At 63.6% G+C, this 14408-nt stretch carries 10 protein-coding genes and 1 pseudogene; 4 read left to right on the top strand and 7 right to left on the bottom strand.

Features of this window, described 5'->3' with window-relative positions; translation table 11 throughout:
* A pseudogene (locus tag QX048_RS30620) lies at window positions 1-151 on the top strand (IS5/IS1182 family transposase); the annotation flags it as partial.
* Between the two features lie 165 nt (window positions 152-316).
* Here the strand turns inward: QX048_RS30620 and hyi are convergent.
* The 6 genes from hyi to QX048_RS30590 all read right to left on the bottom strand — a co-directional run bounded on the left by hyi (window position 317) and on the right by QX048_RS30590 (window position 9492).
* Window positions 317-1108 carry a hydroxypyruvate isomerase gene (hyi, locus tag QX048_RS30615; protein ID WP_315754559.1) on the bottom strand — a complete coding sequence of 264 codons (792 nt, stop codon included), beginning with the start codon at window positions 1106-1108 and terminating at the stop codon, window positions 317-319.
* 34 nt (window positions 1109-1142) lie between these two features.
* Window positions 1143-2930 carry a glyoxylate carboligase gene (gene gcl, locus QX048_RS30610; protein WP_315828561.1) on the bottom strand — a complete coding sequence of 596 codons (1788 nt, stop codon included), beginning with the start codon at window positions 2928-2930 and terminating at the stop codon, window positions 1143-1145.
* 171 nt (window positions 2931-3101) lie between these two features.
* Entirely contained in the window at window positions 3102-4904 is a 1803-nt protein-coding gene (locus QX048_RS30605; RefSeq protein ID WP_315828562.1) for an adenine deaminase, read from the bottom strand.
* Between the two features lie 203 nt (window positions 4905-5107).
* On the bottom strand, window positions 5108-6118 hold the full coding sequence (locus QX048_RS30600) for a hypothetical protein (RefSeq protein ID WP_315828563.1): 1011 nt from the start codon (window positions 6116-6118) through the stop codon (window positions 5108-5110).
* 281 nt (window positions 6119-6399) lie between these two features.
* A complete protein-coding gene (locus tag QX048_RS30595) occupies window positions 6400-7224 on the bottom strand; it encodes an IclR family transcriptional regulator (protein ID WP_315828564.1) in 825 nt (274 codons plus the stop codon).
* A 126-nt stretch (window positions 7225-7350) separates the two neighbouring features.
* Window positions 7351-9492 (bottom strand): acetate--CoA ligase family protein, encoded by a 2142-nt coding sequence (locus tag QX048_RS30590; protein WP_315828565.1) that lies wholly within the window; start codon window positions 9490-9492, stop codon window positions 7351-7353.
* 188 nt (window positions 9493-9680) lie between these two features.
* On the opposite strand from QX048_RS30590, the gene QX048_RS30585 reads away from it, so the two are divergent.
* From QX048_RS30585 to frc, 3 genes are all read left to right on the top strand, one after another.
* Entirely contained in the window at window positions 9681-10412 is a 732-nt protein-coding gene (locus tag QX048_RS30585) for a GntR family transcriptional regulator (protein ID WP_315828566.1), read from the top strand.
* Between the two features lie 61 nt (window positions 10413-10473).
* Window positions 10474-12207: an oxalyl-CoA decarboxylase gene (gene oxc / locus QX048_RS30580; RefSeq protein WP_315828567.1), complete on the top strand. Its 1734-nt coding sequence runs from the start codon at window positions 10474-10476 to the stop codon at window positions 12205-12207.
* A gap of 66 nt (window positions 12208-12273) precedes the next feature.
* Entirely contained in the window at window positions 12274-13551 is a 1278-nt protein-coding gene (gene frc, locus QX048_RS30575; RefSeq protein WP_315718405.1) for a formyl-CoA transferase, read from the top strand.
* Window positions 13552-13708: 157 nt separating this feature from the next.
* On the opposite strand, the gene QX048_RS30570 is transcribed toward frc, so the two are convergent.
* Window positions 13709-14308, bottom strand: coding sequence for a hypothetical protein (locus QX048_RS30570; protein ID WP_315828568.1), 600 nt, complete (start codon window positions 14306-14308; stop codon window positions 13709-13711).
* Between the last annotated feature and the right edge of the window lie 100 nt (window positions 14309-14408).

The following is a 14408-nucleotide window of genomic DNA, read 5'->3' as shown; positions in this document are numbered from 1 at the left end:
GTTCGCGCATCTCAAGCGCATTCTCAAGCTCGATCGCCTGCGACTAAGAGGGCCGAACGGCGCACGCGACGAGTTCACCCTCGCGGCAGCCGCTCAGAACCTTCGTAAGATGGCCAAGCTGATCCCAATGCCCGCACCGACGCCTGCGTGAACCCCACCAAGCCATCTCATCCAAGAAACAGCAGTTGTTCACGACGAAACTGTCGCCTACTTTTTCAACGGAATCGGCCCAACGCGGACTTTTCAGCCGACGCCGGCGACGTCGGCTCGCAGACATTAACTGGAAAAGGCCGGTGAAGGGACCAAGGAATCAAGCTCAGCTCGCGGGAACGACCGCGCGGTCCGTCAGCCAACCCAAGCCCTCTCCCGTCGTCGTCCGCGGCTTGTACTCGCAGCCGATCCAGCCGGGGTAGCCGATCGCGTCGAGATGGCGGAACAGGAAGGCGTAGTTGATCTCGCCGGTGCCGGGCTCGTGGCGGCCCGGATTGTCGGCGAGCTGGATGTGGGCGATGCGGGCGAGATGCTTCTGCATCGTGCGGGCGAGATCGCCCTCCATGATCTGCATGTGGTAGATGTCGTACTGGACGAACAGATTGTCGGACTCGACCTCCGAGATCAGCTGAAGCGCTTGTGCCGTGCGGTTGAGGACAAAGCCGGGAATGTCGAGCGTGTTGATCGGCTCGATCAGCAGCTTGATCCCCTGCGCCTTCAGCGCGGTCGCGGCGAAGCGCAGGTTGCGGACCAGCACCTGGTTGAGCTCGCGCGGATCGGCATCTTCGGGCGCGATGCCGACGAGGCAGTTGAGCTGGCGGCAATCCAGCGCCTTCGCATACTCGATCGCACGACGCACCCCGTCGCGGAATTCGTCGACGCGATCCGGCAGGATGGCGATGCCGCGCTCGCCCGCGGCCCAATTGCCGGCGGGCAGATTGTGCAGCACCTGCGTCAGCCCGTGGCGCGCGAGCTGCTCGCGCAGCTCGGCCTTGTCGAAATCATACGGGAACAGATATTCGACGCCGCCGAAGCCGGCCGCCTTGGCGGCGGCGAAGCGGTCGAGGAACGGCAGCTCGTTGAACAGCATCGTGAGGTTGGCGGCAAAGCGCGGCATGTCATGGGTCCTCGACTGAGTGCGATGGCTGCGGTCAAGCCGGCTGCAAGGTGCGCGCCGGCTCGGCCGGCGTCTCGTCGACCGGCAGATCGAGCACCTCCTCGAACTCCACGACGTTGTCGATCTCGGTACCCATCGCGATGTTGGTGACGCGTTCGAGCACGAACTCGACCACGACAGGCACCTGGTATTCCGCCATCCATTCGCGCGCGGTCGCGAACGCAGCCTGCGCCTGGCGCGGGTCGGTGACGCGGATCGCCTTGCAGCCGAGGCCCTGCGCGACCGCGACGTGGTCGACGCCATAGCCGCCGACCTCCGGCGCGTTGATGTTCTCGAACGAGAGCTGCACCTGATAGTCCATCGAGAAGCCGCGTTGCGCCTGGCGTATGAGGCCGAGATAGGCATTGTTCACGACGACGTGGATGTAAGGCAGGTTGAACTGCGCGCCGACCGCGAGCTCCTCGATCAGGAACTGGAAGTCGTAGTCGCCGGAGAGCGCGACGATCTCGCGCCTGGGATCGGCGGCGCGGACGCCGAGCGCGGCCGGCAGGGTCCAGCCGAGCGGCCCCGCCTGCCCCGCATTGATCCAGTGGCGCGGATGGTTGACGCTGAGGAACTGCGCGCCGCCGATCTGCGACAGGCCGATGACGCTGACATAGCAGGTGTCGCGGCCGAACGCCTTGTTCATCTCATGATAGACGCGCTGCGGCTTGATCGGCACCTGATCGAAATCGCTGCGCCGGAGCATCGTGCGCTTGCGATCCTGGCACGCCGCCGGCCACGCCTGCCGTTCGCGCAGTCTGCCCGCCTTGCGCCACTCGCGTGCGACGGTGATGAACAGCTCGAGCGCCGCCTTGGCGTCCGAAACGATGCCGAGATCGGGATTGAACACGCGGCCGATCTGGGTCGGCTCGATGTCGACATGCACGAAGCTGCGCCCCTTGGTGTAGGTCTCGAGCGATCCGGTGTGGCGGTTGGCCCAGCGGTTGCCGATGCCGAGCACGAAATCGGACTCCAGGAAATTGGCGTTGCCATAGCGATGGCTGGTCTGCAGGCCGACCATGCCGGCCATCAGCACGTGATCGTCAGGAATGGCGCCCCACCCCATCAAGGTCGGCACGACAGGCACGTTGACGGTCTCGGCGAAGGTGACGAGCAGATCGCTGGCATCGGCGTTGATGATGCCGCCGCCGGCGACGATCAGCGGGCGCTCCGCGGCATTGAGCATCTCCAGCGCCTTCTCGATCTGCTTGCGGCTCGCCGCGGGCTTGTAGACCGGCAGCGGCGTGTATGTCTCGTCGTCGAACTCGATCTCGGCGAGCTGCACGTCGAGCGGCAGGTCGATCAGCACCGGTCCCGGGCGGCCGGAGCGCATGATGTGGAAAGCCTGGCTGAACACGCGCGGGACGAGGCCGGGCTCGCGCACCGTCACCGCCCATTTGGTCACGGGCTTGGCGATCTGCTCGATGTCGACGGCCTGGAAATCCTCCTTGTGGAGCCGCGCGCGCGGCGCCTGGCCGGTGATGCAGAGGATTGGAATGGAGTCTGCGATCGCCGAATAGAGCCCGGTGATCATGTCGGTGCCGGCCGGGCCCGAGGTGCCGATGCACACGCCGATGTTGCCGGCCTTGGCGCGGGTGTAGCCCTCGGCCATGTGCGAGGCGCCCTCGACGTGGCGGGCGAGAATGTGGCGGATCGAGCCGCGCCGTTGCAGCGCGGAATACAGCGGATTGATCGCCGCGCCAGGAACGCCGAAGGCGCAGTCAACGCCTTCCTTCTCCAAGATTCGCACCGCAGCATCGATCGCCCGCATCTTCGCCATCTCGCGCTTCCTCTTTTGGTTGATGCGCGAGGATCGCTGCTGACGGCTGCGATCTCAATTCAGTCGTCGATTTTTCCCACGATGCGGCACGCTCGGCAAAACACGGGTGGCCTCAGTTAGTTAGGACGACAAACAGCTGACATGTCCTAACAGCATGACGGTTCGATGGTGCTATTCGAACAGCGGCGCAAGCTCCATCTGCGGCACCAGCACGAGGCCCTTGTCGGTGATACGAATTTCCGGAATGACCGATAGAGGAATCAAATTGAAGCCCATGTAGGGAATGGTGCAGCCGGCTTCCGCCCATTCCTTCTTGAGCAGCTTCACCTCCTCGGCGACCTCGGTGACGCGCTTGTCCGACAACAGGCCGGCGATCGGCAATGGAACCATCGCCCGCACCTTGCCGTCGGCCACGACGCAGACGCCGCCCTGCTGCGCGCCGATCGCGGCGACGGCGGCCTGCATGTCGGCCTCGTTGGTGCCGGCGACGATGATGTTGTGGCTGTCATGGCCGACGCTGGAGGCGACGGCGCCGCGCTTGAGGCCGAAGTCCTTCAAGAGCCCGTGCGCGACATTGCCGGCCGACTTGCCGTGGCGCTCGATCACGGCGACGAAGCAGAGACCGTAGCGCGCAAACAGCGTCTCCCAATCGTTGGCCGGCTCGATCGCGACCTTGTCGTGGATCAGCGTGATGCCGGGCAGCGCCGTCTTGATCGCATTGACGGTGCAGGCCTTGGTGGGCAGCTCCGGCGTCAGCGTCACCTTGGCCGGCAGCTTCACCGTGGCATAGGCCGCCTTCGGGTACTGATAGCGCTGCGACAGCGCCTGATCGAGACGCGGCGTGATCTTGCCTTTGTCCACCACCAGCTCGCCGCCATACCAGGTCGATTGCGGCTTCAGGCCGTCGTCGAGCAGCACCAGATCGGCGCGGCGGCCACCGCCGAGACCGCCGATCTCGCCATCCATCGCAAAGCGCGTCGCGCCGTGCAGCGAGCCCATCGACCACGCCTGCTCCGGCGACATCCCCGCCTTCACCGCCTCGCGCACCACCCAGTCGAGGCCGAACAGCATGAGATCATCGGCATCGCGATCGTCGGTGCACACGGCGGTGCGCTTGTGCGAGGCGCCGAGCTCGGTGACGGTGCGGATCGCCTGCGGCAGGCTGTGCCACGGCGTCGTCGGCGGACCACCGCGCAGAAAGATCCAGACGCCGGCATCGAGCAGGTCGTCGGCGATGTCGCGGTCGATCGCCTCATGCGTATCGGTGACGCCGCTCGCGGCATAGGCCGCGACGAACTCGCGGCCATAGACATGCCCGGACACCGGCCGTCCGCGCTGCAAAGCCGCCGCAAGGATGGCATGGCTGCGCTCGTCGCCCATGCAGACCGGCACGAAATCCATCTTCTCGCCGAGCGCGACCGCCTCCGGCCAGCGATCGAACAGGCCGGCGATCTTGTCCGGCGTGAGATCGCCGCCCGCCGTCTCCAGCGCCGCCGAGGTCGCCGGCACGGTCGAGGGCACGGTGAGGAAGATCGACAGCGGCGCCTGCCGCGCATCCTCCAGCATCGCCTCAACGCCGGCGACGTCCATGACGTTGCCGATCTCGTGGCTGTCGCAGAAGATCGTCGTGGTGCCGTTGAGCAGCGCAGCCTCGGCATAGGCGCAGGCCGTCACCATCGAGGATTCGATGTGGATGTGCGGATCGACCAGCCCCGGCGCGATGATGCCGCCGGCCGCGTCGTAGATGGCGAAGCCGCCGGGAAGCGCCTTGTGGGCGCCGGCCGGCTTCACCGCGGCCACGCGCCCGCCGGTGATCCACAGCTCGCGGCCGGGGAGAATGCGCTCCGAATAGGTCAACAGCACACGCGCCCCGGTGATCACGAGATCCGGCGCGACACGGCCGGAGGCGACGTCGGCGAGGCGCCGCGTCATACTGTGCAAAGGGGCGACCGAGAAGCGGGTGAGTTTGGACATGGCACAACTCGCTGGACGTGTTCGGGTGATCCGCCACGATGCTCACGTGCGGCGCGCCCGACTGCAAGTCCAAATAGGCCATCTCCCCGATCACGGTTTGGGCAGCTGGGCGAGGCCTGCCCTCCCCTCGCTACCGCTGCGCCGACCGTAGGCCTTCTTCAATCGAAGCATTCTCATCTTCGAGGAATGAAGCACTTCCTCAGTTAGGTCCTAGTGTCGACCCTTAGAATATTGTACTGCTCCTTAGCGCTCGCCGCGTCGCTGCCAATCTGGGTCAAAGTTTCCAAGAATTGGTTGAACGATGCCCCCGCAGGAAGATGAGCAAGAGCCGCATTCTGTTCAATAATTGCATCAAGCAAACCGACGTAATCAGAACGGCGCGCGACAAATGCTTCGCGCTCATCGAGATAGGACTTGTATTCTGCTGCGAACAAGAGCGTCGGCGACCTAGTCTCGCCTGCAGTGTTCTCAATCAAGCCCTTTCGTTCAAGATAAGACGGAGGCATAGAGGGGTTGTATTCACGATAGAAGAACAAGCGGTCTAGCGCGCAAGACTCCCACTCCTTGAACGCCTGCGCTTCGTCATCCGTCAAGTCCTTCAACAATGCTTTGGATAAGACCTTCTCTCTTGCCTTCTTCAAAGGCTCTTCCGCGAAGGCCGCGGTCTTTATGACAGCAACTTGGAATGCGTATTGGTCGCCAATTTGCGCGAGACCAACAGCATCATTCATGACCTTTAGCACTAGAGCAAATTCGCTCGGAACAAACCCTTGATATGCCGCAATCAATTTCTTCAGATTTGCGTATGCCTTGACACGCTCATCCCGGGCTTTGGTGAGCGCCGACAAAGCTTCTCCGTACGCTACGATCGTTTCGAAGTCCGCGTACTTGTTGCGGAGGTACTCTAATTTCTTCTTCTTTACCGCCGCAATTACTACGGCTTGTTCGCGCGCAATTTTTGGCGTGATATCGGTGTACACGGTCACCTTTTTATAGTCGGCGCTATCTGGACCGCACGAGTAGGTGCCGTACGATATGAATTCCAGCTCAGCATTTTTGCGCGCGATATTGCGCCGCAATGCTCCCTGAAGGTCGATGTCAGCTCCGAGTTGCGATCGCAGCCGATCGGAAGCCGTCTGCGAATTTGTTAGCTGCTCCGCTAAACCGGCGCAGCCAGACAGAAATATCAGCGGTGCAATAAAAACGAGACGCATGCCCTCCCCCCTTAAAAGAGCAATTGTGGTCAAGTAATTAGCGCAACACCAAGTTGATTATCTATGTTTGTTCAACTTATCCCCACAATTTCGCTGGGATGATTTTCGCCCTTGCGATTGGGCCCGACTAGATCACCCCAAATTCATGGCCCCGATTCTGAATAGACTTTCGGCTTAGTTAGTGACTTCCTTTCCCCCATATGCCGAATTTTTGGCCATACTCCGGAGTGACGACGAGGATTGTCGACACGATGTGGGCTCAGTCATCGGCCTGTCGACCCTCATTGCCGCTGGACGGCAGCCCCACCGAGCGCCGCTGTCAACTCCGCGGCAATATCCCGCACCATGCCCCCGACCACCGGCACCCGCTCCTCCGTCAACCGGCTCGCCAGGCCGGACACCGAGATCGCGGCCAGCGGCTCGCGGCAGGAATCGTGAACGACGGCGGCGATGCAGCGCAGGCCGAGGCGGGCTTCCTCGTCGTCGACGGCGTAGCCCTGGCGGCGGATGGTCTCGAGCTCGCGGAACAGGTCGCTGGCGCGGATGATCGATTTCTCGGTCAGGCGCGGCATGCCCTGGCGGTGGATGATGCCGTTGACGTCGTCATCGGAATAGGTCGCGAGCACCGCCTTGCCCATGCCGGAGGCGACCATGGCGAGGCGGCCCCCGACCTTGGTCAGCGAGCGCATGATCTCGCGGCTGTCCAGCCGCAGCAGCACCATCAGCGATTCATCGTCGACGACGGCGAGATTGGCGGTCTCGCGCGACTGGTCGCGCAGCCTTCGCAGATAGGGAATCGCCAGCGCGACGAAATTGCGCCGACGGGTGAAGGTCGCGCCGACGGCAAAGCTCTGCGCGCCGACGTGCCATTTCGATTCCATGCGGTCGAACTGGACGAAGCGGCGCTTCTCGAGCGTGGTCAGCAGGCGATGAACGGTCGAGGTCGAAAGCCCGGCACGGACGGCGAGATCGCTGAGGCGATAGCCTTCGTCGTCTTCGGCGAGAATCTCCAGGATCTGGAGCGCGCGGCCGACGGATTGCACGCCGCCGTCGCGGGGTTCGGCCGCAGCATCCGCGCGTGGCTCGATCGTCTTGCGACGGATCACGTGGCGCCTCTCTGCACCGCCCTCGCGGGCGGCGCCGTTGTCGGACGGACGGATCTTGCTTCGTCACGCTATCAAAGAAAGTGCCGCCCCGGCGAGACGCCGGAGCGGCATTCGCATCGATTTGACTTAGAGCAGGCCCGCGCCGCGCGCCCACTTGTACTTGGCGCCGAGCACCTCGACCGGCAGCTCGGTCGAATAGGCATAGGCCGGGATGCCGTTCTGGTAGAGATATTCGGCGGCCTCCTCGACCTCGACGTCGCCGGCGAGCGAGACGACGATCGGCTTGACGAAGCCCTTGGCCTCCATCTCCTTCTTCACCTCGACCATGTTGCGGGCGAACACCATCGGCGGGGTCACGATCGTGTGCCAGTAGCCGAGGATCAGCGCGTGGATGCGGTCGTCCGACAGGCCGAGCTTGACCGTGTTCACATAGGTGATCGGCGGCTCGCCGCCGGTGATGTCGACCGGGTTGCCGGCGGCACCGAACGGCGGGATGAACTTGCGGAAGGCGGCATCGAGGTCGGCCGGCATGGTCATCAGCGACAGGCCGTTGTCGACGACGGCGTCGGAGAGCAGCACGCCCGAGCCGCCGGCGCCGGTGATGATGAGGACGTTCTCACCCTTCGGCGTCGGCAGCACCGGCACGCCACGGGCAAACTCGAGCAGCTGGCGCAGCGAGCGGGCGCGGATGACGCCGGACTGCTTCAGCACGTCCTCATAGATCTTGTCGTTGCCGGCGAGCGCGCCGGTGTGCGACGAGGCGGCCTTCGCGCCGGCCGAGGTGCGGCCGGCCTTGAGCACGATGACCGGCTTCTTCTTGGAGACGCGCTTGGCGGCTTCCGCAAAGGCACGGCCGTCCTTGAGGTCCTCGCAGTGCTGCGCGATCAGGTTGGTGTTCGGGTCCTGCTCGAAGAAGGCGAGCAGATCGTCCTCGTCGATATCCGACTTGTTGCCGAGGCCCACGATGGCCGACACACCCATTTTCGCCGAGCGCGAAAAACCGATGATGGCCATGCCGATGCCACCCGACTGCGACGACAGCGCCGCGTGGCCCTTGACGTCGTAGGCGGTGCAGAAGGTCGCGCAGAGATTGGCCGGCGTGTAGTAGAAGCCGTAGATGTTCGGCCCCATCAGGCGGACATTGTACTTCTTGCCGATCTCGACGATCTCGGCCTGCAGCTCGGGCTCATTGGCCTCGGCAAAGCCCGACGGAATCAGCACCGCGCCGGGGATCTGCTTCTCGCCGCATTCGGTCAGCGCGCCGGCGACGAACTTGGCGGGGATCGCGAACACCGCGGTGTCGATCACGCCGGGCACGTCCTTGACGCTCTTGTAGGCCTTGTAGCCGAGGATCTCGGAGGCCTTCGGGTGGATCGGGTAGATCTGGCCCTTGTAGCCGCCGTTGATCAGGTTCTTCATCACCGAGTTGCCGATCTTGCCGTCCTCGGCGGAGGCGCCGATCACGGCGACCGCCTGCGGCTTCATGATGCGGTTCATCGCGGTGACGATTTCCTCGTTCGAGCGCGGCGCCGGACGGGGCTTGTAGTCGAAATCGACGACGATGCGGACGTCGGCCGCAATCGCGCCGGTCTTGGTCGCGAACACCGGATTGAGGTCGAGCTCGACGATTTCAGGGAAATCGCTGACCAGCTTCGACACCTTGACGATGACGTCCGCCAGCGCCTCGCGGCTGACGGCATCGCCGCCGCGCACGCCCTTCAACATTTCGTGGGCCTGGATGCCGTCGAGCATCGACAGCGCGTCTTCCTTGGTCGCGGGGGCGAGGCGGAATGTCACATCCTTCAGCACCTCGACCAGCACGCCGCCGAGGCCGAAGGCCACCAGCTTGCCGAACGAACCGTCGGTGATCGAACCGACGATCACCTCGGTACCGCCGGTAAGCATCTGCTGCACCTGGATGCCTTCGATCTTGGCGTCGGCCTTGTACTTCTTCGCATTCGCGAGAATGGTCTCATACGCTGTCTTCGCATCGTCGGCGGTCTTGACGCCGACAATGACGCCGCCGGCTTCCGTCTTATGCAGAATGTCCGGCGAAACGATCTTCATCACGACCGGAAAACCCATGTCGCCCGCGAGCTTGGCCGCTTCGGCCGCGGACTTCGCCAGGCCCTCCTTCGGCACCGGAATGCCGTAGGCGTCGCACACGATCTTGCCTTCGGGCGCGGTGAGGCTGGTGCGTTTATCCGCCTTCACACGATCGAGAACGTCTCGGATCGTGGCCTTGGCATTCGGGATGGCGTCAGACATCGGGGCTTCCTCCTGGGGATTGCTGGTCGTTTATGGCATTTGGTATGCCAGACGCAAACTTTGTCAAGCGCGACGAAGATGTGGACACGCTGAAAAAGCTCGCAGCTTGACATCCTGGCATCTGGTATGCCAAAAAACTTGGACGCAAAATGCTGTAAACAAGCATCTCCCAAGGAGAGGAGACGGTCTTGTCTACAGAAAAAACGAACAAGGCATTGCCCATCATGGCCGAGGCCGACATCGCGATCGCTCGCATCGCCCCGGAGACGAGCTTCAAGAATAAGGCCTATGAGGCCTTGAAAGAAGCCATTCTGAAGATGGACATCTACGCCTCGCCCGAGCCTGTCATGCTCGACGAGCGCGCTCTCTCCGAGCGCCTCGGTGTCAGCCGCACGCCCATTCGCGAAGCGATCGCGATGCTGGAGCAGGACGGCTTCGTGAAGACCGTGCCGCGCCGTGGCATCGTCGTGGTGCGCCGGACCAAGAGCGAGATCGTCGACATGATCCGCGCCTGGGCGGCGCTGGAGAGCATGGCGGCGCGGCTGATCACCACGATCGCGCGCAAGAAGGACATCAGCGCGCTGCGCGACTACTTCAAGGACTTCGGCAAGGACCGTCCGCCGCAGGAGCATATCGAGGAATATTCCAAGGCGAACATCGCGTTTCATCAGGCGCTGATCTCGCTGTCGGAGTCGCCGGTGCTGGTCGACATGACCAACGACATCCTGCTGCACGTGCGCGGCTATCGCCAGCTCACGATCGGGCGCACCGATCGTATCGCGGCCTCCCTGCCCGAGCATCTCGCGATCATCGAGGCGCTGGAGGAACGCAACACCGAGCTCGCCGAGAAGCGGGCCCGTGATCATACGCTGGGCCTTGCGACCTATGTCGAAACGCACGGCCAGGAACTATTCAGCTGACAGGTTCAAACAGAAGAAGACGCCGCAAAGCGCCTTCGTAGACGACCAGGGAGAGAGGCGCATGGCGCAGACTGCTGTTAAGACCGAGGCACCGGACACGCACGAGGAGCTCACGGACGGTTTTCATCTCGTCATCGACGCGATGAAGCTGAACGGGATCGACACGATCTACAACGTGCCGGGCATTCCGATCACCGATCTCGGTCGCATGGCGCAGGCTGAAGGCATCCGCGTGCTCTCCTTCCGTCACGAGCAGAACGCCGGCTACGCCGCCGCGATCGCCGGCTTCCTCACCAAGAAGCCGGGCGTCTGCCTCACCGTCTCCGCTCCCGGCTTTCTCAACGGCCTCACTGCGCTCGCGCATGCGACGACGAACTGCTTCCCGATGATCCTGGTCTCGGGCTCCTCGGAGCGCGAGATCGTCGACCTGCAGCAGGGCGACTATGAAGAGATGGATCAGCTCGCGATCGCCAAGCCGCTGTGCAAGGCGGCGTTCCGCGTGCTGCACGCGCAGGACATCGGCATCGGCTTCGCCCGCGCGATCCGCGCCGCCGTCTCGGGCCGTCCGGGCGGCGTCTATCTCGACCTGCCGGCAAAGCTGTTCGGCCAGGTGATGAACGCGCAAGCCGGCGCGGCCTCGCTGGTCAAGGTGATCGATCCGGCCCCGGCGCAGATCCCCTCCCCCGACTCGGTGAAGCGCGCGCTCGATCTGTTGAAGAACGCGAAACGCCCGCTGATCATCCTCGGCAAGGGGGCGGCCTACGCGCAGGCCGACGAGGCGATCAAGACCTTCGTCGAGAAGAGCGGCGTGCCGTTCCTGCCGATGAGCATGGCCAAGGGCCTCCTGCCCGACCTGCATCCGCAGTGCGCCGGCGCGGCGCGCTCGACCGTGCTGAAGGACTCCGACGTCGTCATGCTGATCGGCGCCCGCCTCAACTGGCTGTTGTCGCACGGCAAGGGCAAGAGCTGGGGCGAACAGCCGAAGAAGTTCATCCAGGTCGACATCGAGCCGAAGGAGATGGACTCCAACGTCGAGATCGCGGCCCCCGTGGTCGGCGACATCGGCTCGGTCGTCACGGCTTTCAGCGAGGCGATGGGCAGCAACTGGCCCAAGGCTTCGGTCGAGTGGCTGAGCGCGGTGCAGAAGAAGCGCGAGGACAACGTCGCCAAGATGGCGCCGCGGCTGATGAACAACAACTCGCCGATGGACTATCACGGCGCGCTCGGCGTGCTCCGCACCATCATCAAGGAGCGTCCGGACGCGGTCCTGGTCAACGAGGGCGCCAACACGCTCGACCTCGCCCGCGGCGTCATCGACATGTACCAGCCGCGCAAGCGGCTCGACGTCGGCACCTGGGGCGTCATGGGCATCGGCATGGGCTCGGCCATCGCCGCCGCGGTCGAGACCGGTAAGCCGGTGCTGGCGATCGAGGGCGACAGCGCCTTCGGCTTCTCCGGCATGGAGGTCGAGACGATCTGTCGCTACAATCTTCCGATCTGCGTCGTTATCTTCAACAATGACGGCATCTATCGCGGCACCGATCAGAACGCGGCGGGCGACGACCCGGCGACCACCGTGTTCGTCAAGGGCGCGCGCTATGACAAGATGATGGAGGCCTTCGGCGGCGTTGGCGTCAACGCGACCTCGCCAGACGAGCTGAAGCGCGCCGTCAACGACGCGATGGATTCCGGCAAGCCGACCTTGATCAACGCCGTGATCGATCCTGCTGCGGGATCCGAGAGCGGCCGTATCGGCAACCTCAATCCGCAGAGCGTGCTGACGAAGAAGAAGTAAAGGCCACCCGCAAGGACATCAGATGCCCGCTGTCGCGGGATGACCAATCGTTACGGAGAGCAAGACATGACCAAGGCGCTCGAGGGCGTTCGCATTCTCGATTTCACCCACGTCCAGTCCGGACCGACCTGCACGCAGCTGCTGGCCTGGTTCGGCGCCGACGTGATCAAGGTCGAGCGGCCGGGCGTGGGTGATATCACCCGCGGCCAGCTTCAGGACATTCCCAACGTGGACAGCCTCTATTTCACGATGCTGAACCACAACAAGCGGTCGATCACGCTCGACACCAAGAACCCCAAGGGCAAGGAGGTTCTGACCGAGCTGATCAAGAAGTGCGACGTGCTGGTCGAGAATTTCGGCCCCGGCGTGCTCGATCGCATGGGCTTCCCCTGGGAGAAGATCCAGGCGATCAACCCGAAGATGATCGTCGCCTCGATCAAGGGCTTCGGCCCTGGTCCCTACGAGGACTGCAAGGTCTATGAGAACGTCGCGCAGTGCACCGGCGGCGCCGCCTCGACCACCGGCTTCCGTGACGGCCTGCCGCTGGTCACCGGCGCGCAGATCGGCGATTCCGGCACCGGCCTGCACCTGGCGCTCGGCATCGTCACCGCGCTCTATCAGCGCACCCACACCGGCCGTGGCCAGCGCGTCACCGCCGCGATGCAGGACGGCGTCTTGAACCTCTGCCGCGTCAAGCTGCGCGACCAGCAGCGCCTCGAGCACGGCCCGCTGAAGGAATACAGCCAGTTCGGCGAAGGCGTGCCGTTCGGCGACGCCGTGCCGCGCGCCGGCAATGATTCCGGCGGCGGCCAGCCCGGTCGCATCCTGAAGTGCAAGGGCTGGGAAACCGACCCGAACGCCTACATCTACTTCATCACCCAGGCCCCGGTCTGGGAGAAGATCTGCGACGTGATCGGCGAGCCGACCTGGAAGACCGACCCGAACTACGCCAAGCCCGCCGCCCGCCTGCCGCGCCTGAACGAGATCTTCGGCCGCATCGAGCAGTGGACCATGACCAAGACCAAGTTCGAGGCCATGGACATCTTGAACGAGTTCGACATCCCCTGCGGCCCGATCCTGTCGATGAAGGAGATCGCCGAGGACGAGTCGCTGCGCAAGACCGGCACTCTGGTCGAGGTCGACCACCCGACCCGCGGCAAGTATCTCTCGGTCGGTAACCCGATCAAGCTGTCGGACAGCCCGGCCGACGTCACGCGCTCGCCGCTGCTCGGCGAGCACACCGACGAGATCCTGCGCCAGGTGCTGGGCTTCAGCGACCATCAGGTCGCCGAGATCCACGACTCCGGCGCACTCGATCCGCCGCGCAAGGAAGCTGCTGAGTAAGCGGCAACGCAGCACCAAGGCAGGAGCGGCGCGAGCGCCGCAGCACCTACCTCCCACCGACATCAAGCCGCCGGCATCGCCCGGCGGCTTTTTGATTCCCGCCCACCGAGACTTGACCTCTCCTGGCACGCTTCTGCGAAGGATATCGCCCGCTGCCCTACTTGTCGCGCTGAGATCCACCCAAATCCCAGTCGGGCCGAACCTCTTGGTCTCTTGCGCGGCGATAAGCTGGCACCGGGTCGCCGGGTCGCGTCACCGCCAGCGCCGATAGTCGCTTGAGAGCTTTCTCGCGAACGCGCGCTGACAAATCAGACTGCGATAAACGTTGGAGTTTCTCGGCTGCCTCGGGCGTACCGATATCATGCAGCGCCCAGATGCACTTGATTGCCAGGGATTCATTGTCGTTGTAGGCGAGATAATCATGCTTGCACAACGCGGTCCGATACAGGCAGTCAATGGTGACCGGCAAACGCAAATCTTGAAGGGCGCCGGCTATGTCTTCGTGACTGTGGTGCCAATCTTCTCCCATCAGCTTGCACAGCAACTGAGCCCATTGCCGCGAGAGACCAAACCGAAATGCGAGGATGAGCGCAACTCTGAGGTTATCGGTCGACCTCTCTGTCAAACTCTCCTCAAGCTCGACGCGAACGATCTCGGGCGTAGTTCGCGGATTTGCGCCGAATTGCGCGATGAAGGATTCCTCCGAGAGGCCTCCTTGCACAAGGTCCCAAATGAGGCGCCTTTTCGGGACGTCCATATCCGGCTCCAACGTCCAACGCTTCCAGTTCGATCGACCAGCTGAGGACAACAATAGTTGTCGATCTTAGCTAGATAGATTTGCAATGTCGACGCGAGCG

This window comes from Bradyrhizobium sp. SZCCHNS30572 (assembly GCF_032484415.1).
In the GTDB taxonomy this organism is placed as follows: Bacteria; Pseudomonadota; Alphaproteobacteria; order Rhizobiales; family Xanthobacteraceae; genus Bradyrhizobium.
This window is presented reverse-complemented; position numbering and strand designations above follow the sequence as displayed.

Excerpts from the sequence above, each read along its gene's own strand:
- gcl (WP_315828561.1), bottom strand. The coding sequence starts at position 2,930 with ATGGCGAAGATGCGGGCGATCGATGCTGCGGTGCGAATCTTGGAGAAG.
- QX048_RS30590 (WP_315828565.1), bottom strand. The coding sequence starts at position 9,492 with ATGTCTGACGCCATCCCGAATGCCAAGGCCACGATCCGAGACGTTCTC.
- oxc (WP_315828567.1), top strand. The coding sequence starts at position 10,474 with ATGGCGCAGACTGCTGTTAAGACCGAGGCACCGGACACGCACGAGGAG.
- QX048_RS30605 (WP_315828562.1), bottom strand. The coding sequence starts at position 4,904 with ATGTCCAAACTCACCCGCTTCTCGGTCGCCCCTTTGCACAGTATGACG.
- hyi (WP_315754559.1), bottom strand. The coding sequence starts at position 1,108 with ATGCCGCGCTTTGCCGCCAACCTCACGATGCTGTTCAACGAGCTGCCG.
- QX048_RS30600 (WP_315828563.1), bottom strand. The coding sequence starts at position 6,118 with ATGCGTCTCGTTTTTATTGCACCGCTGATATTTCTGTCTGGCTGCGCC.
- frc (WP_315718405.1), top strand. The coding sequence starts at position 12,274 with ATGACCAAGGCGCTCGAGGGCGTTCGCATTCTCGATTTCACCCACGTC.
- QX048_RS30570 (WP_315828568.1), bottom strand. The coding sequence starts at position 14,308 with ATGGACGTCCCGAAAAGGCGCCTCATTTGGGACCTTGTGCAAGGAGGC.